This window comes from Bacteroidota bacterium, assembly GCA_030706745.1.
GTDB lineage: Bacteria > Bacteroidota > Ignavibacteria > Palsa-1295 > Palsa-1295 > PALSA-1295.
On the sequence record JAUZNX010000022.1, the window covers coordinates 16,613 to 40,921 of the forward strand.

Genomic DNA, 24,309 nt, shown 5'->3' on the forward strand with positions numbered 1-24,309 from the left:
CTTTATTCCGAATTACGACCCATTCGTAATTCGTCATTCGTAACTAATAATTAAGCGTCACACCTTGATTTCTACTTCCACGCCCGCCGGCAATTCAAGCTTCATCAGCGAATCGACAGTGCGGCTATTCGAATTCAAAATGTCGATGAGCCGCTTGTGGGCGCGGATCTCGAACTGCTCGCGGCTCTTCTTATCCACGTGCGGCGAACGGTTGACCGTATAGATCGACTTCTTTGTTGGCAGCGGAATCGGCCCAGACACGACGCAGCCGGTAGGCTTGACGGTCCGGATAATCTTCTCCGCGCTCTTGTCGATCAGGTTATGATCGTACGACTTCAGTTTGATTCGAATCTTCTGCATGATCCCTTACCTTACCCCCTTCATCAGTGAAAGGGTAAAAGAAAGCGCGCATTCCGTTAAGAATGCGCGCCTTGGAAATTATTTCGTGATCTTGTCCACGACTCCGGCACCGACGGTACGACCGCCTTCGCGAATGGCAAAGCGGAGTCCCTCTTCCATGGCAATCGGGCTGATGAGCTCGATCTTCATTTGGACGGAGTCACCCGGCATGACCATCTCGACTCCTTCTGGGAGCGTCGCGACACCCGTCACATCCGTTGTGCGGAAGTAGAACTGTGGTCGATAGCCATTAAAGAACGGCGTATGACGTCCACCCTCTTCCTTCGAAAGGACATAGACCTTCGCTTCGAAGTTGGTGTGTGGCGTGATTGAACCTGGCTTCGCGATCACCTGACCGCGCTCGAGCTCGGTCTTTTCAACGCCGCGCAGGAGCAAGCCGCAATTGTCGCCAGCCTGACCCTCGTCAAGCTCCTTGCGGAACATCTCAACGCCGGTAACAACAGACTTTTTGTGTTGGCCAAGACCGACGATCTCGACTTCATCACCGACGTGGACTCTTCCACGTTCAATACGACCCGTTCCGACCGTACCACGACCCGTGATCGAGAATACGTCCTCGATCGACATAAGGAACGGCTTATCGACATCGCGGACAGGAGTCGGGATATAGCTGTCAACCGCATCCATCAAATCGTAGATGCACTTCAGACGCGGATCGTCCGGAGTTGCAGCCGGATCGGAGCCTGCGTTGAGCGCATGAAGCGCCGACCCAGGAATAATCGGAATCTCATCACCAGGAAACTCATACTTGCTGAGCAACTCACGAACTTCAAGCTCAACGAGCTCAAGCAGTTCAGGGTCAGCGGCGTCGACCTTGTTCATAAAGACGACAATACGGGGCACACCGACCTGACGAGCAAGTAGGATGTGCTCGCGGGTCTGCGGCATCGGGCCATCGGTTGCTGCTACAACAAGGATTGCACCGTCCATCTGCGCAGCGCCGGTGATCATGTTCTTGACATAATCGGCGTGACCTGGGCAGTCCACATGCGCGTAGTGACGGTTGGCCGTCTCATACTCGACGTGCGCGGTGGCGATTGTGATTCCACGGGCGCGCTCTTCCGGCGCATTATCGATCGAGTCGAACGTGCGAACCTGGGTGCCCGGCATCTTTTTCGCCAGCGCCATGGTAATGGCGGCGGTAAGCGTGGTCTTGCCGTGATCAACGTGGCCAATGGTGCCTACATTGACGTGCGGCTTGGAGCGGTCAAATTTTGCTTTTGCCATTGCAGTGTTTAATTAGACGTCACTACGGTCAGAAAAACCTGAGTGGAGCGCAAAGCTACACTCTTACGAGTGCAAACTCATACTCCAGAAAATTACATGTTTCGTTGCATTGAAAGCGTCAGCACAAAGCACGTTGACGCTTTACGAGAGGCCATCCGAGCAAGTCGTGGCCACTTTCCAGATCCGTGTGCGGAGCGCTCGGAATGCCGTTCCTTCGCGAGGAAGGTCTGGCAGAATACGTCCCCCGGTATTACCGAAGTCGTTTATTCTTAGCGCCGAATGGATGCAGAGGCGGATCGTTTCAATGAACCCTCGATGAAAGATTAAGAATCAAGCGATTGTTCGCCCATTCCTTGCGTTCTTTCCTTCGAGGCGGGCGTATAACTGGCCTCTGACGCGAAGAGTTTCGAAATTCTTGGCCGTTCTTCGCTATTTTTGAGACATCTGCATGCGCCGAATACCTCAGAACATGCCCCTGAAGCGACATATTCTCTCGATCCTCCTCCTTCTGGGGGTTCTCGTTATTGCGTTTGGACCAATCCTATTCCAAGGTAAGTTATTGCTACCAACGGACTTAGGGGATACAATGACGTTGCCTTTTTCTCAAAGCTTTTCTCCGCCTCAGGCAGAAAACGCTTATATTTCAGATGGCTTATTTCAGTTTTACCCCTATAAGTTACTTCTGCGTGAAGCATGGCAACATGGCCGTTTCGCGTTTTGGAATCCGCTTAATCTTGGTGGCTACCCGGCCTATGCCGAGAGTATGGCTACCAATTTCGATGTCCTTAATGTAGTTCTGCTCTTTGGGAAGATGCCGTTTGTCTTCGAGATCTACTTAATTCTGCCTCTATTCATCGCAGGGATAGCGTTCTACTTTTTCCTGATGAGTTACAACATCGATATCTGGGTCGCAAGAATATTTTCGATGAGCTACATGCTATGCGGTGTCTTCATTACGCACCTCCTTAATCATTTTATTGCAGGCTCGATGTGTTGGGCGCCTCTTCTTGCGTTGTTCATTAAGCGACATTACGATGAAGGAAGTGCAAGGTACCTAGTATTCGCATCCCTTGCGCTCTGCTTCGGATTCCTGGGGGGGAATATCCAAACTGCCAGCTTCCTCGTTTTTCTGCTGGCGCTTTATGCATTGAGTTACCCGAAGAAGGAAACCTCTATCTCCCGGCGATTTGGAGTCATCACCAAAACCATCGCGCTCGGGCTACTCCTGAGTGCGATCATGTGGCTTCCGACCCTTGAGTTCTTCTGGAGCGTGGTCCAAAGCGGTTTGATTGCTTCGACGAGCTATACGCGCGGCTATTCGATTCTTCAGCGTATTCTCACGCTGCCATTGATGCTGACATTCTTTATTCCACAATTGGCTGGAAGCGCGGGAGGAGTCACACTTTACAATGCGTTTGGCGTCTACACGGTGGATTTCAATGCAGCGATAGGTTATTTGCCACTGCTTCTTGGCATATGGGCTGTGATCGCTCGGTGGCGCGACAGTGACGTTCGTCCATTCGCTTTACTGACAGTCTGTGGATTTCTCCTCCCAATCGCAACACCACTATTTCGATTTCTGTATCATCGCTTTTTCATCATTGGCATCTTCGGTCTCTGCGGTGCGGGCGCGCTTGGTTTCCAACGAATTCTTGATGGCGATTTGGACCGTACGGCGTTTCAACGATGGGTTAGAATTTCGCGCAACATCTTCGCGGCAGCCGCTGGGTTGATTCTGATCGTTGGATTCTTGATCCTGACGAATTACCAGCGAACGTGGGAGTGGGCACTCACCCACCTCCTGCCACGAATTGAGCATATGTCTTTCGCGGAAGGCAATCGAGCGTGGGTATTTGATCGATTACGAGCAACGATCGACAACTACTCACTCTCGTCCCCGAGCTTGTTCATCTCACTTGCTTCGATCGCTATTGGTTACTACCTCCTGAGCAGTCTTCTCCACAGTTCCGGGCTGAAGCGTAACGCGAAGTTAGCGGGAATATGGGCAATCACCGGCTTGCAGGTTGGGATGTTCGCATATTCCTGGTTTCCGCATGTTGACCCCGCACGATTTCCATTACTGCCGGATGTGAAGCTTACCGATTTTCTTCGTCGCGATTCTTCCACTCGCGTTTTTGTCGATCGCCGTTGGCATCCCAACGAACAATATCTTTTCATCGATAATGATAATGCGGCCTATGGTATTGCCATGTTGAGCGGCTATGAAAGTCTGCTTACTCGCAGCTTCTATCTGCATATTCCTAAACTTGCAACGGATTCCACAATGCCAGCGAAAATGTTGGGACTTCTCAATGTGAAGTACGTTCTGACCGGAGCGACCAGTCATCTTCCGAGTGGCGACTTTGCTTTGCTTGACACAGGCACATGGCGGCTGTGGCAAAACCGGCACGTGACACTACGAGCATGGCTATCCGATCGAGTAGTAAATTCGCCGAGCGATTCGTCCACGCTCGCGCAACTCGTGGATACTTCGTTCGATTTACGCGAGGTTATATTCAAGGATGAGAAGTACGCTGCGATCCCGCCGCCGCTGGTTATGGCCCCTCAACTACCAACGATCATTGAGGATAAACCCGAATTGATTAGGATTGAAACTTCAAGCGATCATTCCGGATATTTGGTCCTTTCGGACAGTTACTATCCAGGCTGGGAGTGCTTTGTGGATGGACGCAAGCATGACATATTGCGAGCTAATTATGCCATGCGCGCGGTCTATCTTGATGCAGGCCGACATCATGTTTCGTTTGTTTTCGATCCGATGAGCTTCCAGCTTGGCAAGTGGATATCAATTCTTTCATTTGCCAGTATTTTAGGGCTTGGCCTCGTGCAGGCAACGCGCCGCGAACGACGCCCATGAGATTCACGAGCTTGAATATTGAAGTGCGACAGGCCTTCGTTACGCTTGCTGCACTTCTGATCGTGCTTGTCGCGGCGTTTTATCCCATTCTCTTTGAGGGGAAGTCTTTGCTACCAAGCGACCTCATCGATACGATGACGCTTCCTTTTTCGGAGACTTACCAACCGCCCCATGCATATAACTCGCTTGTCACCGATGGCTATCTGCAGTCTTATCCATTAAAGCACTTCACTGCACAGGCCCTGGCTAATGGACACCTTGCATTTTGGAATCCATATATTCTCAATGGTTATCCAGAGTATGTCGAAGGCATGTGGACATACAATCCAATACTCCTTTTGCCATTCTCGTTCGAGACGAAGTTCAATTTGCTCCTGATCTTTCCGCTTCTCGTCGCCGGATTTGGAATGTACCTTTTACTGCGAGATTATGATATTCGCATCGGGGTGGCTCGCATTTTTGCGACGGCTTATATGCTAAACGCCCTCTTTGTTTCGCATCTGTTAGCACATTTTATTCCTGCGGCGTTTAGCTTTGCACCATATGTATTGTTGTTCCTACATCGTTACGGCCAAGGCTCCACCCGACGCGATCTCGCACTCGCCGGCACTGCATTAGGCCTCGGCATACTCGCGGGGAATGTTCAGACTGCAGCGTTTCTACTCATCCTTACTTCATGCTATTGGCTCACGTTGCGGTGGTCAGAAAAACGTCGCGTTCATTTTGGACCGCTTGCTCTGGCGCTTCTCATTGGAATCGGAATTGGGATGGCATACATACTTCCGGCGATCGAACTCTTGTATGCTGTCGCAAACGGAGGTGTTTCTTTCTCAACGAGCTTTCAACGAGGCTACACTCTACTATCGCGCATTCTGAGCCTTCCAATGTGCCTTACGTTCTTTGTGCCGCAACTGGCGGGATCAATTCGCGGCGTAACGGTTCAAGCCGCTGTTGGAGTCTATCCTATTGACTTTCAAGGGGCGATTGGTTTTCTACCGCTGTTGCTTGCATTTTGGGGTGCCATCCACCTATGGAAGCGACTTCAAGCCATTCGCCCCTTCGTCATCTTGGCAACTGTTGGCCTCGCAATTCCGATTTGTACGCCACTGTTTCATTTTCTTTATCATCGCTTCTTTGTCGTCTTTCTTCTTGGAGCCTGCGTCACAGGGGCAATTGCATTTGAAGCGATCTTGAAGGACGAGCAGTTGCAGCGTCACTTCTTTCGATGGCTGCATTACGCGCTCGTCATTCTGATAGTGCTGATTGCTCTTCTCACACTATCTACCGTCATCCTTCACTTTGAGCATGACCGGATCTTGTCCGGTGCAATGCAGTCTCTCATGCCGAGATTCACATCGGCAGCATTCGCTTCCGGAAATAACAATTGGATTGTTGCTCGCATTAAAGAATCGGTCGAGTATTGGAGCCTTCTTCGTCCCATCTGGATTGCGACTACTGCAAGTTGCCTGTTCTCTCTCGCACTACTATGGGTGGGTCTCAAGCAAAAGATCGTCTTGCATAGAATTATGCTGACAAGTCTATGGATAATTATCTCATTCCAGCTTATTCTTTTCGCGCGATCCTGGCTGCCGGCAACGAACACCGATAGATTTCCCATCTATCCTTCAACTCAAGAAACAAGATTGCTACACTCCCTAAGCCGCGATTCCCGCGTGTGCTTCTTCCGCCAGATAGCGCCCAATACGCAGACGATGTTTATCGATAATGAGAATGTCATTTATGGCATCAGCGAAGCCACTGGCTACAAGAGCCTCGTGCCCCGATGTCTCTTTAATGAGATTGGTGTGACCCCGGACATGGCCACACAGCGATTGCTCTCGCGCTTCAATGTCGGGACCATTTGTACAGCCACTCCGATCGGGGACGCAACACATCTCGTATCGTTGAATCAAGGACCAATTTGGATCTATCGAGTGCCAACGGCAACACCACGCGCCTTTTTTGCCCGAAGCACCGCGACTCTCTCCAACGATCAAATAGTACTCGATTCACTTCGGCACGGCAGTTCGTGGCCCGCTGCTCTCTTTACTCCAGATCAGACCATCACATCTCTCCACGATGCGACACCTCAGCGAGAATCCATCGCACTTCTCCAAGACCTTGGCAGTGAAATAAGCTTCCATGCGCATTCGGATCGGGTCGCATATTTTGTGTTAACAGACACCTATTATCCCGGATGGAAATGTCGAGTCGATGGCGCGGAAGTCAATCTTCTCCGCTGCAATTATGCGATGCGAGCCATTCTACTCCATGCCGGCGATCACGTTATCGAGTTCGAATTCCGTCCCGATTCGTTCAATGCGGGACTCTGGATCACCATCTTCACTTCTCTCTCATCATTACTCACTGCGATATTTGGGCATCGCCGAGCCAACCGGCAGATATAGAAATGTCGGTCGAATGATTCTTGGTCCCATCTTGCAGCCAATTCTAAGGCTATCTGGAAGCATGCCTGCATAGGTATATCCCGGAATCGAATCAGGCCTTGGGGATCCTCCGTCATCCCAGATGTATGCAGCGAATTTTCGATTCACTAACGCATCTCGCCAACCATCTTGATAGTGTCGTGAAATGCTGTCGCGCATTACAAGGACATCGTCCTCGACTTGACAGTGAGTATGCGTCTGCTTCCCAGCCATGGGTCCGAGAAAGCCGTGCGCTGGAATCACGACATCCCCCGGCAAGGAATGCAGATATGCAACGAAGTGATCGGCACGCGTTCGTTCCGAAGCGCCAGGCAGAAGCATCGGCTGCCATCGTGGATCCACGATAAAGACAACCAGTTGAATCACAAGCCCCCATTCAAAAACTCTTGCCAGCGAATGGCGCTCCTGAGAAGTGCGCCAAACCGCATAGGGAATAAAGACCGCAAGCATCGCCGAGAGTGGGTGCAAGACATTGTTGCCTGACATCTGATCGCCACGATGGGCACAAAGCTGTAGGACCGCCGAAAGTACTGCCAACGCCCAAAAGCCTTCCGGACTCTTCAATGAGAATGCCTTGCCCCGAACGAGTCCTATAAACATTCCGAGTATCAATGCGGCGACGCCCCAATACCTGAGAATTTCCGTGGGGAATGCCGCGATGACTCGCATATAACCATAGTACTGTCCCTTCGCTCGTGGCATACCATAGACATAATAGCTGTACCAACCATGCGATGACGATTGCAGCAATAGTGTTCCAACGGCAATCAACCCCACTAGTACTGCAACACTGATGACAGCCTGATGACGATGGATGAGGAACAGCCAAAGAAATGGCAAAGGGTAAAAGAAGATTGCTTCTTGTTTGGTAAAGTATGCGGCCGCTAACAACACGCCCGCAAGAATACTTGTCAGCATTCGCCGCTGAGAGATCGCGTAGAAGGCGGTTATTATGAAGAGCACATAAAGTGAATCGACACGCACGACGGTCTGGACCAGTTCGGTTAGATTGTATGTTGAGAAGAATAGACCTGCTGCAACGCACATCGCGAATTTCGAACGGTGCGTCAGCCGGGATACCGTAAACAGAATGACCATTGCCGTAAGGACCGTGGATGCGACTGTCACGATCCTGCCTGCCAAGAACGCTGGTCCAGTCCAATGAATTAACGGAGCAACAACATAGTAATACAACGGTTGATACAACGCTGCCGAAAAATATAGATCGGGTGCAGCATAGATTGGAAGTCCGTTTACCACGCGCATGATGTGGTCCATCATGAGGCCCTCATACCACTCGATCTCATAGGGATACTGCAAATGCCAAATCGCCACAACCAGAAAAAACACAACGAAGGCAAGTGAGACTATGACTGCGATCGCTCTCGCACTTCCGAATAGTCGGACGCGGATCCATTCCAGGGCGTTAATCATACCGTTACAGGGAGTATTGATGTGACCTTCTGCCGCGATGCGCGCCGAATCGCTCGCGGAGTGAACACAAGTTTGCCAGCACGCAGAGTTTCCCGCAGTGAAACTTCAGAGTAACTGTATCGGCCTGAGATGTACTTGGACTGCAATTGGAATGTCGTCATGACGACGGCCATAAATACCGGCAAGTCTTCCGCGTACATGAGCCCAAAGAAGCAGGATACCTGATACAAAATGAGCAAGTGAATTGCCAATTGGCCGAATATGAAATCGTCCTCTGTTCTTCTCAATCGGTTGTTTATGAGAGCGGTCTTCCACAACTTCCCAAGCAGCCAAAAGAACGCAACCGCACCGAGGATGCCCGCTCGCAGGGGCCAGTAGAGATAGGTGTTATGGGTTCCGAGCGTCGTGTACACAGCAGATACTGGCATTCGGTAGTATGTTTTCCATGGTACCCCAACTGGAACCCCAAGAAGTGGATGATGCCAAATGTTAAGAAGCACATTGGGCCACTCCATGAGGCGGATATATGCAGAACCTTCATTCTGTGGAGCGACGATTCCGGAGAGCCGACCGATCAGTGCCATTGGGTCGGTAATCAAGGTGAAGAAGATCATAAAGCCAAGGAATCCACTCGCCACCGCCAAATGCCGGCGACGTCGCTCCTTAGGCAGCGTGAAGAACATCAATGCGGCAGCGGCAAGAGCACTGACAAGAAATGTCCGCCGCATACTCATGATGAACGTAAAACCGAGGAACGGAGTGGATAGGTACAGCGCCCATTTGATCCAGCGGAGCGTGGTCCCACGATAATGGGCAAACAACATCAGCGAGACTGACCCGATGCCAAGCAAATATGCATCGCGCCAGAGCTGCACGACGCCCCAGTCCTTACCGGAGTTGGGAGGAGTGAAGAAATAGATGTAGACACCTTCGACAGCCTTTGGAATGACCGCGAGCATAATAATTCTCCAGAGGGCTCGTCGATCTTCATCATCCCGAAATGCGTTGATCACAATGAAGAAGGCAAATGGCCACGCAAAGGCATCATGAGCTTCGAGCACCGGATTAAATCGCTGCAACATAATCTGGCCTCTACACCAGGAGAAAAAGAAAATCACAAGAATCAATATGAGAGGCGCGGAGAAATATGATCGTCGCAGCTTGAAATCACCGGAGAGTGTGCGTTCGCAGATCGCGATCAGGGCAAGAAGCATTGCGAACACTTCGACGGTACGTGTTCCGGGAATTTCACCAAATATTGTGCTGAGCTCAAGAATAGAGCCCCCAATCATGCTGTCCTGCCAGAGCATGAGCCAGCAAACAAGATATTTGAGATTCCGAAACGTGAAGATCTCGCGGGACTGTTGCGCACCCCACTCCAGACCTTTATCGAGGGTCGTCATCTGCTGGTCTGTACAGTGGTGGAAACGTACCTGGCCCTCCGGACTGATACCCGCATTGCCTGAAAGCCGAGATATAGACAAGATGCGAGCACTCCGACCGCAAATCCAAGAAGGAGCATTGTCATCCGTTTGGGGCTCGACCGAACATCTGGGTCGTGCGCAGCATCTAAAACGGTAATGACTGATTTTTCGCGTGTCACATTAATCTTCTGTTGTTCGACTTCGCGGTTCAAATATGAAACGACCGGTTCAAGCGCCGAGCGGCGAAGTAGGATGCTTGCATATTCACGATTGACCTCAGGCATCTCATCGAAAGCCGGACCAACTGTTGAGTGAGTCCGGTACCGCTGTAATGCCTCACTTGCTGCCACGGCCCTTGCTGTTGCCATGGCACGTTTGGGATTGCGTTCAGTCAGATCGCGTGAGAGTGTCGCTGCCTCCATTTGCGCTTCATCTCGATCCGCCTGAATGCTTGCCATTTGTTCAATCGCCGCAATCGTTTGCGTCTTCAGTTGAACGATGCCATGCTCGCGTTCGAAGGCTTCTTGTTCCGCTGTGATGGAGTCCAGTTCGAGTTTTCGCGTCCGATAGTCTTCCTGCGCATAAAGCAATTGGCTGCTCGCATCACCTTTTGATAGTGCCATCAGCAGACTGTCCATCGTATGGACTGCGATACTAATAATGCGTGCCGGAAGTTTCCGAGCGACTTCCTTTTCTGCGTCCGTCGAGAACCAGGATGTTGAGACAGTTGCGTGGAGATCCACTTTCGAAATGTGCGGATCAACGAGCAAGTCATCGCGCAACAATTTTGCCATTTCATCCTGTGTCTCTGCTTCATCGGCATAGAATGTTCTGACCACACTGTCCTGTGTTAGCCGATCAGATACGAACCGCGACTCCAACAAGTTCTGCATCAAATCGACAGAAGGATTCTCAATCTCTTTGAGCATCGTAAGAGCATATGATGCATTCAGGCTCGAAAGCAGCCCTGAGGATGAGAGTCGATCAGGAGGAAGGAGGCGCGCAAAGGTCGTATATGTATACGGCATTATGTAGGTGGCCGCCAAAAATGCAGCTCCAAATGCGATAACAAGAAACATGGCGACCCACTTATGCCGCGCGACATGCTCGAGATAGTGCAGGAGGTGCACATCGGGCTCAAGGTCCGGAACGACCGGCTCCGAAATCGTGGAGTCTGATGGCAGATGAAACTGAGGCATGTCTTCTAAAGATGGGCGATTCGTCCCAGAATCAACGCAAAAGCCCTCGCTCCGTTTCCCGGAACTGAGGGCAATTGGAAATCCCCGAAAGGCAATGTACCAGGCACTCGCCGCTCATGCGGCAACTGCAGTCTTGCCTTTTGCTGCCTCGATGATCTGCTCCTGAATTGAGCGTGGAGCTTCCTCGTAACGGGAGAACTGCATTGTATAGATTGCGCGTCCCTGTGACATCGATCGCATCACGGTTGCGTAACCAAACATTTCCGATAGCGGCACGGAGGCCTTGATAACCTGTGCGTCTGAGCGGGCAGTCATGCTCTCGATTTTGCCACGACGTTTCGTCAAATCACCAATCACGTCACCCATATAGTCTTCCGGAGTGACGACTTCAACATCCATAATTGGCTCGAGGATCACCGGGCTGGCTTTGCGGGCCGCTTCCTTGAACGCCATTGAGCCGGCGATCTTGAATGCCATTTCGCTCGAGTCAACTTCGTGGTACGAACCGTCGAATAGCTTGACCTTAATATCCTCGACTGGATAGCCGGCGACGATACCATTCTTCATTGCTTCGACGATACCAGCCGACACAGGCGAGATGTATTCCTTCGGGATTACACCACCGATGATCGCATTCTCGAACTCATAACCCTTGCCGGGCTCGTTCGGCTCGACTTCGATCCAAACGTGTCCGAACTGACCGCGACCACCAGACTGACGAACAAACTTTCCTTCCTGCGTAACCTTCTTGCGAATCGTCTCTTTGTATGCAACCTGTGGCTTGCCAACATTCGCTTCGACACGAAACTCGCGTTTCATGCGATCGACAAGGATCTCCAGGTGCAACTCACCCATTCCGGAAAGAATCGTCTGCCCGGTTTCCTCATCAGTTTTGACTCTGAATGTTGGGTCCTCATCAGCAAGCTTCTGCAACGCTTCGGACATTTTCTCGGAATCGGCCTTTGTTTTCGGCTCGACGGCAAGCGAAATGACCGGCTCCGGAAAAATCATTCGCTCCAACACAATCGGATCGTCCTCATCACATAACGTGTCCCCGGTTCGCGTCTGCTTGAGACCCACGGCGGCGCAGATATCGCCGGTATATGCCTCATCGATATCTTCACGATGATTTGCGTGCATGCGAAGAATGCGCCCGATGCGCTCCTTACGACCACTGATGGAATTCAACACGTAAGAACCAGCCTTCAGGGTACCCGAGTATACACGGAAGAACGTGAGTTTGCCGACATACGGGTCGGTCATGATCTTGAAAGCGATAGCGGCGAACTTCTCATTATCGCGCGGCTCGCGACTGATGTGGTCCGTGAGGTTTAGATGATGCCCTTCAACCGCTCCGACATCAAGCGGATTCGGAAGAAAATCAACGACCGCATCGAGTAGATTCTGAACGCCTTTATTCTTGAACGCTGAACCACAGAGGACAGGAATGATCTTGGATTGGATCACAGCCTCACGAAGGACACGCATGACTTCTTCGGCGGTGATCTCGTGACCTTCGAGATACTTCAGCAGAAGCGTATCATCAACTTCCGCGACAGACTCGAACAACCGTGTCCGCCATTCTTTCGCATGCTCCCTCAGGTTCTCTGGAATTGGAACATCTTCGAAGGTCGTGCCAAGCGTGTTCTCATTGTACATCCGAGCAGTGTTCGTCACGAGATCGATCACGCCAGCAAACATCTCGCCTTCGCCGATTGGGAGATTGATCGGAATCGGATTGGCGCTCAGCCGCTCCTTGATCATCGTGATGACATTGAAGAAGTCCGCGCCGGTACGATCCATCTTGTTGACGAACGCAATACGTGGGACTCCATACTTGTTTGCCTGACGCCAGACGGTCTCGGACTGGGGTTCGACGCCGCCAACCGCGCAAAACAGCGCGACCGCACCATCGAGTACGCGGAGCGAACGCTCGACTTCAACCGTGAAATCGACGTGGCCGGGTGTATCGATGATATTTATCTGAGTATCGCGCCAAATGCATGCAGTTGCTGCCGACGTGATCGTGATCCCCCGTTCTTTTTCCTGCTCCATCCAGTCCATGGTGGCGCCACCTTCGTGGACTTCACCCATGCGATGGACTACGCCGGTATAAAACAAAATTCGCTCGGTAGTCGTAGTTTTCCCGGCGTCGATGTGCGCCATGATTCCAATATTCCGAGTGTGCTCGAGTGCGTACTTGCGTGGCATAAAACTTTCGCTGATCTTTCCCTTGGTTAACTAAGATTGTGCCTCAATTCGCTCAAATTTGAACAAGAGTGAAGACGAATCTTTTAGGCGGGCCATTAACCCACAGGGGCTATTCTTAGTTCGTGCCAGGCAAATACCGGGCGGGTCTTCACCAGACTCTGGCACGGAGAATAGCATCGTTTGGTTAGGCAACGCTTCATTCCAATCGAATTCCTGCACGGATTCCAAACGCAAATCAACGGTGTTTTCAACTCGCTCGTGGTGGATCGCTACTCTAATTGCATCTGCTATTATTCTGCTGCCCGATCTCTTGCAGCCGCTTAATAATGATGTAGATCACTACCAAGCTATGGGATGGCAACTCGCCCATTTTCATCAATTGCCTTGTATCGGAACGTGGGCGCACAACTTCCCAGGAATCGTGTATTTTCATGCGGCAATCATATTCTGGTTTGGCACATCACCGCTTGCCTTGCGAATCGTGACTCTGATTTTAACCTGTGTTCAGGCAATGTTGGTGTTTCATCTTTCAAGTCATCGTTTCTCGAATCGATTTGCTTTCTACGCTGCAATCTCCTCCGCAGCGCTATATCTTTGGTGTGGCACGTGGCTTTCCGGTCAACTCGATGTATTTGCAACAGTCTTTATTCTCCTCGGCACCACAATCTGTCTGCAGTGGGGAGCTCTCAGCGACCGCAAGACAAATACGATAGGTCAACTCTCAATTCATGGTGTAACCGGTGCCTTGTTTGGCTTGGCCACAACCTTCCGGCCCACCTATGCGCTCTTCGCGATGGTGCTCGCCGCCGTACTGGCCTTTATCCATAAACGGAAGGCATTCAGATATATCATTCCGTTTGGGGTCGGATTTACCTGCGTATTCTTACTCAGCATTCTTCCTTACCTCTTCGTTTCCGGAGGTCTGCATGCGCTCTATTTCGCAGCAATTCGATTCAATTTCGATGTATATGCGAGACCTGGATACGCCACACCATTTCGAATGCTACTCCATCATCGAGTCGAACTTGCCTCCGATGCAGTTCTATTGCTATGGTGCATTATTGCAATTGCGACGAGAAGCTCGGGCGGAACATCGAGGTGGGTACTCCCTCGCGCCAACGTCATGCTGTTCATACTCTATATGCTGGTCGCACGCCTTTCGATTCTCATTATGCAGAAGTTCTTCCCGCAGCATTATGCGATGGTACTTCTGCTAACTGCCTTTCTCCTCGCGGATTTGCTCGAGCGCTTGACCAACGTTCTCCCCATTCTCCGGCGCCAATTTCCGGCGATTATTGCTGGGCTGATGATCCTTCTTCTCTTACGCCACAACTTCACTATTCTTTATATTGAAGCGATCGCGCGGGGCGAGGCGCATCCGCTCGAGTATGCATATCGCAACGACGCGAATGGGGCGGCTGATAAGCTTCTTTTGATGCAACCCGTTGTCGATTACTTGAACCAGGAATCCGTCGCTGGTGGCCGCATTGAGTGCTGGGGTATGACGCCTGGCATTTACTGGCGCACTCATACAGCATCGGCGAGCCGCTTTACAACGATGAATCCTTTGGTCCTCCAGCAACCTGGAAGCGGGCTGATGGATTATCAAAAACGGTGGCGTCGGGAATTTATCGATTCCATCGTCACAGTTCGGCCTCGGTATATTATCATTGGTGATTCCGACCAACTCATTCATAGCGCCCTCTATTATCAGCATTATATCCCGGGGTTCGATAGCATTCTTGCCATGAATTACCTGCATGATACAGTGTTTCCTGGCTGGACGATTTACCGCAGACGGGAGTAATGGTGTAGCGGATGCCAATATGGATTTCCTCGGCTGACTCAATCCTCACCGTATTTTCGCCGTATGTTCTCCCGTTGTTACGCTGCTACTACCCAAGGAATCGAAGCTTATACCGTCGAAATTGAAACGCACGTCGAGGCGCATGTGCCGAGCTATGCAATTGTAGGACTGCCAGACTCTGCAGTCCGCGAAAGCAAAGAACGTGTACTAAGCGCGATGAAGAACAGCTCGCTTCCGTTCGACACGAATCGCAAGATCACCATCAATCTGGCTCCGGCCGATATCCGCAAGGAAGGCAGTGCATTCGATTTGCCAATTGCTCTCGGGCTGCTTGCTACTGCTGGAGTGGTCGAGACGGAACGGCTGCAGGAGTATGTTTTACTCGGCGAGCTCGCTCTCGACGGTACCGTACGGCCTGTTCGAGGATCGCTGAACGTCGCATTGCACACTCGGAAGCTCCGTGAGAAGCTGCCAAATCTCAAAGGTATGATCGTGCCGATTGAGAATGCCAATGAAGCTGGCCTTGTGCAGGATATCGAAGTGTATGGTGTTCGCACGTTGCGCGAGTCTGTCGATATTTTGAACGGCCTCCTGACTCCCGATCCAATCAAGATCGATATCGACAAGATCTTCCGTGAAGATACACACGATGGAATTCTTGATTTTGCCGACGTGAAGGGGCAGGAAGCTGTCAAACGCGCGCTGGAAGTTGCGGCGGCAGGTGGACACAATCTCATCATGGTCGGCGCTCCTGGCTCGGGCAAGAGTATGCTGGCGAAGCGCTTCCCATCTATCTTACCACCACTCACCTTTGATGAGGCTCTGGAAACCACAAAGATCCATAGCGTGGCTGGCACGCTCGCTCCGAACACTCCTTTGTTAACCTCGCGTCCATTTCGTTCACCACACCATACCATTTCGGATGCTGCGCTTGTCGGCGGAGGCATGGCGAGTATTCGTCCCGGCGAAATTTCGCTCGCGCATCATGGAGTACTCTTTCTCGACGAGCTTCCAGAATTTCAGCGGAACGTCCTTGAAGTCCTGCGACAGCCACTCGAAGATGGAGCGATTACCATCTCGCGGACGCGAATGACCGTTGAATATCCAGCAAACTTCATGTTGATCTGTGCGATGAACCCATGTCCTTGCGGCAACTTCGGTTCTGCGATTCATTCCTGTAGTTGCGCCGAAGGATCGATTCAGCGATACATGAGCAAGATTTCTGGTCCGCTGCTCGACCGCATTGACATCCACGTGGAAGTACCCAGCGTGAAGATCGAGGAGCTTTCGAAGAAATCAACCGGCGAATCATCCAAGCGAATTCGCGAGCGTGTGCTCACCGCACGCGACCGGCAGAATGCTCGCTACAAAGAATCGACCGTTCCTGGCGGCAAACGTCGCATCTACAAGAATGCCGACCTGCCTTCCAAGATGGTCGAGCAATTCTGCGAAATTTCAGACGAAGGCCGCAATGTTCTCAAGATGGCGATGAACCGCATGGGCTATTCTGCTCGCGCTTACGACCGCATCCTGAAAGTCGCGCGCACCATCGCCGATCTTGCCGGCATAGAATCGATCTCCACCGCACACCTCAGCGAGGCCATCCAGTATCGCAGTCTTGACCGGCAATTTTGGAATGCATAGGTTGCGCTGGCACTCCGGTTGTGTAATACAGATCCGAAAGGAGTTCATATGCCAACCATCAGAAGCTTCCAAGGAAATTCACATTCGGAAAATGGCAACGGAATTGCCACGAAGCGACGTAGCTCATCCCGCCGCAATCGCTCCCACTCGATAGCAGCCGAAGCGAATCGCCACGTCATTGCCCCAGCCACTCGAGTTGCAAAACGCACAATGAAAACTGCCCGTCGCAAAGTGAAACGGACCCTTCTTGGGCTCCCGGCCTGGATGCCGTGGGCTGCAGCGGCGGTTGCCGCGACCGGCCTGATCTATGCTATTGTTCGTTCGGAAGCGGTCCAGGATTTCTTCGATGACATGGGAAATAGTGACACGTTCGGCGAAGAGGAAGACTATCGCTCCGATGGCTACGAAGGCGCCGATTACGGAGAAAGCGGCGCTGGCGGACTCTAATACAGAGATCCGGCACCTCTAGGGATCCGGCACACCGTTTGTCTAATTATTTTCAGAACAATGAAATCATAGTTGTTTGCCTGATCCCTATTATTAGGGACCGGCACAAGAGAGCGCTTATAGGCAGAATCAGTCTCGAATGAAGGCTGGCTCTGCCTCTTTTTTTCCTGCGTGGCTAAAGGAAGCTGTTCCTATGTGGAGAAATTGGTTCGTAACATGGAAGAACTGAAGCGGAGTATTCAGTTCGCATATTGATCGCTGTCGAACTCGTAACTAATTCGTACATTACTTTGTGGAAACCTGTCTCCTCCAAACGCCGTTTAGCGCCCGCCTTCAGAGCTTTCAATTCGTAATTCCAAATTGAGAACTTGGGGCCCATAGCTCAGTTGGTAGAGCGCTTGAATGGCATTCAAGAGGTCAGGGGTCCGATTCCCCTTGGGTCCACACGACACAACAACGATCTAAAATCATTATTGCGGAATTAGCAACCGGGATTAGCCGTTAACGGCAGCCCTTCATGGGTATTGAATTTCGTTTTGGAGTGGTAGTTCAGCTGGTTAGAACGCCTGCCTGTCACGTAGGAGGTCGCGGGTTCGAGTCCCGTCCGCTCCGCAGCCTGCAATGGTAACGAGTGATGAATTGCGAGTAACGAGCTTCCTCGACTCGCCATTCATCACTCGTTGCACATTACTGATTCTTTTCTCACGTAACTTCTTCCCACTGACGCCGTCCCAATAACAAGCATCTTGCAGGACGCACATTTACACATTGGAGCAACCATGAAGCTATTGAGACGATCGAGTATTTGGGGTGCCGCAGTAGCACTCGTCTTAGGCGCGGGCGTGATATCATCGAGCTTGAACTCCTGCGCGACCCTCAACGCGCTGGCAGGACTTTCCCGCATTCAGTTCATGCTACAAAACGTCCAGAGTGTTCGGCTCGCAGGCATCGACGTGGCGAATAAGCACAGCGTTTCCGATTTTAGCGTAATGGACGGGATTAACCTGATGGGCGCGTTCTCTTCGGGGCACTTTCCACTGACCTTCACGCTGAATGTCGCGGCGAAGAATCCGAATGCGCCGAACGCAGCGTATGGCGCATTGCAGGTAACCGATTTTCCTTGGAGACTTCTGCTCGATGGGCATGAAACGATCTCGGGCAACATCGGTGCACCGATTGGTGTCCCGGCCGGGGGCTCGACGGCAATTATGCCTCTGCAAGTCACAGTCGATCTCAAGCAGTTCTTTGCGAACCAGGGCTATAACGATATGATCAATCTTGCACTAGCGCTTTCGGGTCAGGGCGGATCCTCGCACATTCAACTGAAGGCCGTCCCAACCATGGCCACACCGATTGGCAGCATGCGATATCCCGGCGAGCTGACAATCGTGAATACGGAATTCCGGTCGTAGTAACCAGTGGATCAGCAGCGAGTAACGAGTTCGACTGAACGAAATGACTCGTTACTCGTTACTCAGACACTTTGCGCACCAACGGAATCATCATCGCGATTGACGGACCAACAGCATCCGGCAAAAGCACGACTGCAAAACAAGTCGCTGCACGGCTTGGCTTTCTCCATTTGAATACCGGCGCGATGTATCGCGCCTTCGCGCTGCTGGTCCGGCGACGGGACCATCACGGTCATGATCCGGCTCGCGTCCATACCCTTATCGAGGAGGCCGACATCCGCTTCTCTCCTGCCGGGACCATCCAACTCGATGGCATCGACGTCTCGCGCGAAATTCAGGAGCCGGACATTGCACTGCTTGCCAGCGAACTTTCAACGAATCCGGAAGTCCGCGCGAAGCTGGTCGAGAAACAACGCCTGATCGGCAAGGATGGAGGTGTGGTCCTTGAGGGTCGTGATATTGGCACCGTTGTGTTTCCTGATGCGGAGCTAAAAATCTTTCTGGTCGCCGATGCATTAGTCCGCGCCAAGCGTCGCCAATTGGAGATGGAGCGAATTGGCACCCATATGCCGCTCGAAGAGTTGCGCCAACAGCTCGAAGAGCGCGACCGCCGAGACAGCGAGCGTGCCATATCCCCGCTCCGCAAGGCGGATGACGCAATCGAGGTCGATACGACAAGTCTGACGATTGAGGGGCAGGTTGAACGGGTCTATGAGCTTGCTCTGGAAAAGAGCAGTCGATCGGTTTGATATTTCGGATGCAATTTCAGGCTTTACATGAGTTATTGAGTTATGCTAAAACTGTGTTTCTATCTTTTGGTGCTCCTTGTCCCTGGATCCCTACATGCTCAAACCCAACCAGCAGACGACCATCTCACTGCAGAAATCACGACACTGAGTGGGCAAATCATCAATGGACATATTTCGCGCGAAACTGCGGACTCGGTCTTCATCTCCGATGAAGACGGCAGGCCGTTCCTTGTTTTGCGCTCGACAATCATGACGATCAATTATACGAGACACAGATGGTCAGATTTCGGCGAGTTCGGTCTGACCATCGGGACACCGGCAATGTTCAATGTCGTTGCGGGATATTTTGGACGGCGGGCCGGCGTGCGATTCAGTGGTCTGTATCTCGGTGGCATTTCTGGTTTCCAGCTTGGTATTCCGATCAATATCACCCGCTCCGAGAATACTTCTCAGGACATTTCGCTTCTTCTTGCAACCACGATGACGCATCAGCAAATTGAGCATGATTTCTATGGAATTGGGCCCGCATACGAGTTGAATTCGGCTGGCTTCTATCTGGAGCTTGGGTTCCTATTTGGGGAGCTCAAACCCGCTATCCAAATTGGATACGTCCACGCGTTCCGATAGAGTATCACGAGCCGGCTTAACCTTTCGGCTTGTCTTCACGTTATCTGTTCGAATGCAAGTCACTGTCGATAAGAATTCCGGGTTTTGCTGGGGCGTCGTCCGGGCCGTGAATATGGCCGAGGCGGAGTTGAGCGGTCAGGCCGGGAATGGTCATGCGCCACGTTTATACTCATTGGGTGATATCATCCACAATCCCGTCGAGGTCGATCGCCTTCGCTCCGAAGGACTTGAGACCATCGGGCATGGTGATTTCGAGCGAATTGCTGAAGAGAATCGCACACTCGGCATCCAGTCTAAGATACTGATTCGAGCTCACGGCGAACCGCCTTCGACTTATACGAAGCTGCAAGAGCTTGGCCTCGAAGTCGTCAATGCGACGTGTCCAGTCGTTGGCAAAGTTCAGGAGCGCATTCGAAAGTTTTATGACAAGAACTACCAGATCGTAATTTTTGGTAAGAAGGAACATGCCGAGGTAATCGGACTTAGGGGTGTGGTCAACGATGAAGCCATTGTGGTGAAATCGGTCGAAGAGGCATTGGCCAAAATCAAATTCGATCGCCCCACGGTGCTCTTCTCGCAAACGACGATGGATCGCCCCACTTTCCGTGAAATACGGGACCGCCTGAAAGAGCGTATCTCCGATCTTGTCGTGGATACGATGGAAGAGACAGCGGTCGAATTTCAGGCCAAAGATACGATATGCGGTCAAGTCTCCGGCAGAGAAACGAAGCTCGCGGAACTGGCACGCCAGCAGGATTTGGTAATATTTGTTGCCGGCCATAACAGCTCGAACGGCAAGGTCCTCTTTAATGTCGCCAAGGATGCCAACCCGAATACTTACTTCATCGAGGATGAGCGTGAACTTTTGCCCGAGTGGTTCGAAAAAGTAAACAACGTTGCCGTGACAGGTGCAACTAGCACCCCGCAATGGCTCATGCAACGCGTCGGCGATGCCATTTACAAGCTGTGTGGCGAGCCCGAGAAAGCCCAGTTGTTGCCGGTGCTGCAGTAGCCCGTTATCTGCGCTAAGCTGCTTCCTTCAGCGCTGCTTTAATAAGTGCCTCCACGCTCTTCCCTGCCTCCGGGGTATCCCGAACCACATTTCTGATTGCTTTCTCTGCCAGCACTCTCTGATAGCCCAATGCGATAAGCGCTTGCAGGGCATCACTTCGGACCCTCGCCCCGCTCGTCGTTGGAGGAGCGTACGTCTCTTCTTTCATAAGTTTGTCCCGCAACTCGACAATAAGCCGCTCGGCGGTCTTCCGGCCAATACCGGGAATACCTGTCAACCGTCCAGTATCACCAGTGGCGATAGCCTCGCGGAGATGATCCGCACCGAGCCCCGAAAGAATACCGACTGCAGTCTTTGGCCCGACACCACTAATCGCGACGAGTTGGTCAAAGAGCGCCCGCTCCTCCACACGCGCAAATCCATAAAGTGTGAGCGAGTCTTCGCGCACCACCAAGCGCGTCCACAGTTCGGCCTCCGTACCAACCTTCCCTGCCAGCTCGAACGCCTCCTGTGTACAGAACACCTCGTAGCCGACACCGGCCGCTTCGATGACGATCCAAAATGGTACCTTATGCCGGACTGTGCCGTGTAGTAGCGAGATCATGTACAAACGAAATTACGGACTTCGCCGAGCCATCCTCAGAAATTAGGAAATAGGAATGAAAAGAACCTTCCCAATTTCAATAAATTTTCAGGAGACCATCACTGGTCTGAGCTCGCCATGTCCCATTCACCCAAACCTGCGCCATGGTGTTTCATAATCGCTTCGAGAGGCATGCCGCTTTCGCGATGGTTGAAGAGCCTTGGTAGAAGTTGGCCGTGCGCTCACAGATGGAGCCGAGGTGCCCACGCTGTCTTTCCTTGCACCTTTTGATTTTCCTCCATAGATCTCCATCTTCCATGCTTCGTAGGCTGGCGTATTTGGCACGATCGATGGCGTGGGATCTTCACGCGTCCCAGTTAGATAATAGTTGATCAGCTTGCGCGCGATCGGCGCGGAGACCACACCTCCGAAACCGGCATTTTCGACAAGCACGCAGATTGCGATCTTCGGATGATCGTATGGTGCAAAGCAATCGAACCATGCGTGGTCCTTGCCATGGGGATTCTGTGCCGTGCCTGTCTTACCTGCAATGAGAATACTGGAGTTCGGAATTGCGGCCTGGTGCGCGGTCCCACCCGGTTCGTTGACAACACCCAGCATGGCACGACGCACCGTCTCGATCACAGTATCCGGCACATCAAGCCGCCGAGACTTATATGCGACTGTATCCCAAGTACCGCTTTGCATGTTGTAAATGCGATGGGCAGCATGGGGCTCGACCCACACGCCATGATTCGCCCAGGTGGCCATATATGCGGCCTGCTGAATTGGCGTCACACCGATCTCTCCTTGTCCGATGCCTTGACTCACGACATACCCCAAAGTCCATCCATGCGGATAGAGCTTGTTCATCCGTTTGGTGTTCGGTATGTATCCGCTTCCTTCGTGACCAATATCAACGCCCGTCGGCTGATCGAAGCCAAACTCCCGCGCATATTTGTACATCGAGTCGATCCCGAGCTTCAATATCATGCGATAGTAAAACACATCGCATGAGCGGACAATCGATTGGTGAACATCGACCACTCCATGGACCTGATCGTCCTTGTACGTATGATTGCCAAATGTGAACGAACCTGGACACGTCAGCTTGAAATCGAATGGAATGGTCTTCGTCGTCAGACACGCGGCGGCCATCATCAGCTTCCACGTCGATCCCGGCGGATAGCGCGTTTGCGTTGCGCGATTGTAAAGCGGATGATCGGGATCGAGCATCACCGCCTGATATTCTTTCTTCGTCGTCTTTCCGCTAAACACGTCTAGATCGAAATCGGGCTTCGATACGAGTGCCAGAATATCACCATTTCGAGGGTCGAGCGCGACGATCGCACCATGGTATGGCGATAGCAATTGCTCGGCATACTCCTGTAAATCGATGTCCATTCCGAGCTGAATGTTCGCGCCATCGATTCCGGGAATATCGGTAAGACCTCGATTCAATCGAGCCTGCTTTTGACCCTTCGCATCGACAGCGAGAAACTCATATCCTTTGGTGCCTCGCAATTCACGCTCATGCACCTGCTCCAGCCCCGTGGTACCAACGACATCGCCAGGGTGATAGTATTCACTATCAGCGGTACTATCGAGCCGATCGAGCATTGCCTCCGAAATCTCCTTGGTGTAGCCAAGCAAATGCGAAGCACGAATCGGTGCTACGTATTCGCGTTTCGATTCGGAAACGATGTCAACTCCTGGCAACTGGTCCTGCCGTTCTTCGATCTGAGCGATGATTCGCGGATCGGCATCTCGCCAAACTTTGATCGGCTGAAACCGCGTGTAAAAGCCACCTTGATTGATACGCTCGAGTATATAATTCGTATCGACACCCAGAATCCGCGCAAGTAACGGCAACGTTTGCGCGCGGTACGGATCGAAATCCTGCCGTGTGACGGCTACACTAAAGGACGGCACGCTCGCGGCCACAACTCGCCCACGACGGTCGTAAATCGTGCCACGAACCGGCACTCGCTCGATCTTCTTTAGTCCTTGCTCGATCGCCGCGCCGCGTAGCGCGGGACCTTCAATGATCTGAAGCTGAACGAAGCGCACGAGGAATCCGAGGAATACGACAATGATCGCCCCCGCAAATATTTTTCCCCGAAGAGTAGATGCAAACTCGTGTTCGTTAAGATCGGCCATGCGTTACACTAACAATTGACTCTGAGAATTCAATCGCTGTGCGAATGTATCCTCAGTTATTCGTCCTTCATTTTCCTTTTTCTTGCGGTCTATACCTCACTTCACTACGATACGTCATTGCGCGCAGGCCGAAGGCCGACGGCGCGGTCCCGCGTGCGAAGTCCGATTGACTTCGTGCGCGGGATTGCTTCTTCGCGCTCCGCGCTCATCGCAATGACGTCGATTTCCTGCCCTTCTTCAGAAATATTCTGATCTTCACAGAAGCCCGGCGCGAGCATTTGTGCTTCATGAATAGTGGCCCGTTCTGGCTGCTTTCTGGGTTTCCGACTGCGGATCAGGTGTTCGAACGGGTCCGTAAGTCGCACAACCGAGGCTGCCTGACCACTGATGAGTCCCACTGATCCACGACCCGGCAATCCTGATTCCAAATCGCTCCGCATCTCATGCGAGAATAGGATTACCGTCAGCGAGAGCGACTCCTGCAACTCGAGTATCTCGCGTGCCATCCACCACTTGCCATTCCGGTTCAGCGGCGCATACTCGAACGAGTTGATGATGACGACAGGATTCTCTTCTACTGTTTCCCTCTCCCCTTGTGGGGAGAGGACAGGGTGATGGGTTTCCTCGC

General features: G+C 51.9%; 18 protein-coding genes and 2 tRNA genes. 11 read left to right on the plus strand and 9 right to left on the minus strand.

Annotated elements, in window-relative coordinates:
* Positions 1–57: 57 nt before the first annotated feature.
* Together rpsJ and tuf are read right to left on the minus strand one after the other, a co-directional pair.
* Complete coding sequence (rpsJ, locus tag Q8902_15520; protein MDP4200968.1) at positions 58–360, minus strand: 30S ribosomal protein S10; 303 nt, start codon at positions 358–360, stop codon at positions 58–60.
* 78 nt (positions 361–438) lie between these two features.
* The gene (gene tuf, locus Q8902_15525) at positions 439–1,647 is read right to left on the minus strand and encodes an elongation factor Tu (protein MDP4200969.1); all 1,209 of its coding nucleotides are present in this window, start codon (positions 1,645–1,647) and stop codon (positions 439–441) included.
* A gap of 448 nt (positions 1,648–2,095) precedes the next feature.
* Between tuf and Q8902_15530 the strand changes: the two genes are divergently transcribed.
* Together Q8902_15530 and Q8902_15535 are read left to right on the plus strand one after the other, a co-directional pair.
* Positions 2,096–4,525 (plus strand): YfhO family protein, encoded by a 2,430-nt coding sequence (locus Q8902_15530; GenBank protein MDP4200970.1) that lies wholly within the window; start codon positions 2,096–2,098, stop codon positions 4,523–4,525.
* On the plus strand, positions 4,522–6,933 hold the full coding sequence (locus Q8902_15535; GenBank protein MDP4200971.1) for a YfhO family protein: 2,412 nt from the start codon (positions 4,522–4,524) through the stop codon (positions 6,931–6,933). Before Q8902_15530 ends, Q8902_15535 begins: the two co-directional genes overlap by 4 nt.
* On the opposite strand, the gene Q8902_15540 is transcribed toward Q8902_15535, so the two are convergent.
* From Q8902_15540 to fusA, 4 genes are all read right to left on the minus strand, one after another.
* Complete coding sequence (locus Q8902_15540; protein MDP4200972.1) at positions 6,886–8,406, minus strand: glycosyltransferase family 87 protein; 1,521 nt, start codon at positions 8,404–8,406, stop codon at positions 6,886–6,888. The genes Q8902_15535 and Q8902_15540 overlap by 48 nt on opposite strands.
* Positions 8,403–9,809: an O-antigen ligase family protein gene (locus Q8902_15545; GenBank protein ID MDP4200973.1), complete on the minus strand. Its 1,407-nt coding sequence runs from the start codon at positions 9,807–9,809 to the stop codon at positions 8,403–8,405. Before Q8902_15545 ends, Q8902_15540 begins: the two co-directional genes overlap by 4 nt.
* Positions 9,806–11,029 (minus strand): hypothetical protein, encoded by a 1,224-nt coding sequence (locus Q8902_15550; protein MDP4200974.1) that lies wholly within the window; start codon positions 11,027–11,029, stop codon positions 9,806–9,808. Before Q8902_15550 ends, Q8902_15545 begins: the two co-directional genes overlap by 4 nt.
* 114 nt (positions 11,030–11,143) lie before the next feature.
* Positions 11,144–13,240, minus strand: a complete 2,097-nt coding sequence (gene fusA, locus Q8902_15555) for an elongation factor G (GenBank protein MDP4200975.1) — start codon at positions 13,238–13,240, stop codon at positions 11,144–11,146.
* Positions 13,241–13,481: 241 nt separating this feature from the next.
* On the opposite strand from fusA, the gene Q8902_15560 reads away from it, so the two are divergent.
* From Q8902_15560 to Q8902_15600, 9 genes are all read left to right on the plus strand, one after another.
* Entirely contained in the window at positions 13,482–15,047 is a 1,566-nt protein-coding gene (locus tag Q8902_15560) for a hypothetical protein (GenBank protein ID MDP4200976.1), read from the plus strand.
* Between the two features lie 63 nt (positions 15,048–15,110).
* Entirely contained in the window at positions 15,111–16,691 is a 1,581-nt protein-coding gene (locus tag Q8902_15565) for a YifB family Mg chelatase-like AAA ATPase (protein ID MDP4200977.1), read from the plus strand.
* 210 nt (positions 16,692–16,901) lie between these two features.
* Entirely contained in the window at positions 16,902–17,138 is a 237-nt protein-coding gene (locus Q8902_15570) for a hypothetical protein (GenBank protein ID MDP4200978.1), read from the plus strand.
* 371 nt (positions 17,139–17,509) lie between these two features.
* Positions 17,510–17,582, plus strand: a tRNA-Ala gene (locus tag Q8902_15575).
* A gap of 94 nt (positions 17,583–17,676) precedes the next feature.
* Positions 17,677–17,750, plus strand: a tRNA-Asp gene (locus tag Q8902_15580).
* 167 nt (positions 17,751–17,917) lie between these two features.
* Positions 17,918–18,550, plus strand: a complete 633-nt coding sequence (locus tag Q8902_15585; GenBank protein MDP4200979.1) for a hypothetical protein — start codon at positions 17,918–17,920, stop codon at positions 18,548–18,550.
* 71 nt (positions 18,551–18,621) lie between these two features.
* Positions 18,622–19,299 (plus strand): (d)CMP kinase, encoded by a 678-nt coding sequence (cmk, locus tag Q8902_15590; GenBank protein ID MDP4200980.1) that lies wholly within the window; start codon positions 18,622–18,624, stop codon positions 19,297–19,299.
* A gap of 42 nt (positions 19,300–19,341) precedes the next feature.
* Positions 19,342–19,926: a hypothetical protein gene (locus Q8902_15595; GenBank protein MDP4200981.1), complete on the plus strand. Its 585-nt coding sequence runs from the start codon at positions 19,342–19,344 to the stop codon at positions 19,924–19,926.
* Positions 19,927–19,978: 52 nt separating this feature from the next.
* Positions 19,979–20,938, plus strand: coding sequence for a 4-hydroxy-3-methylbut-2-enyl diphosphate reductase (locus Q8902_15600; protein MDP4200982.1), 960 nt, complete (start codon positions 19,979–19,981; stop codon positions 20,936–20,938).
* Between the two features lie 13 nt (positions 20,939–20,951).
* Here Q8902_15600 and ruvA read toward each other — a convergent pair whose 3' ends face one another.
* The 3 genes from ruvA to Q8902_15615 all read right to left on the minus strand — a co-directional run.
* A complete protein-coding gene (ruvA, locus tag Q8902_15605) occupies positions 20,952–21,542 on the minus strand; it encodes a Holliday junction branch migration protein RuvA (protein MDP4200983.1) in 591 nt (196 codons plus the stop codon).
* A 126-nt stretch (positions 21,543–21,668) separates the two neighbouring features.
* Complete coding sequence (gene mrdA / locus Q8902_15610; GenBank protein MDP4200984.1) at positions 21,669–23,681, minus strand: penicillin-binding protein 2; 2,013 nt, start codon at positions 23,679–23,681, stop codon at positions 21,669–21,671.
* Positions 23,682–23,785: 104 nt separating this feature from the next.
* The coding region (locus Q8902_15615; GenBank protein MDP4200985.1) for a hypothetical protein at positions 23,786–24,309 on the minus strand (524 nt) is incomplete at its 5' end.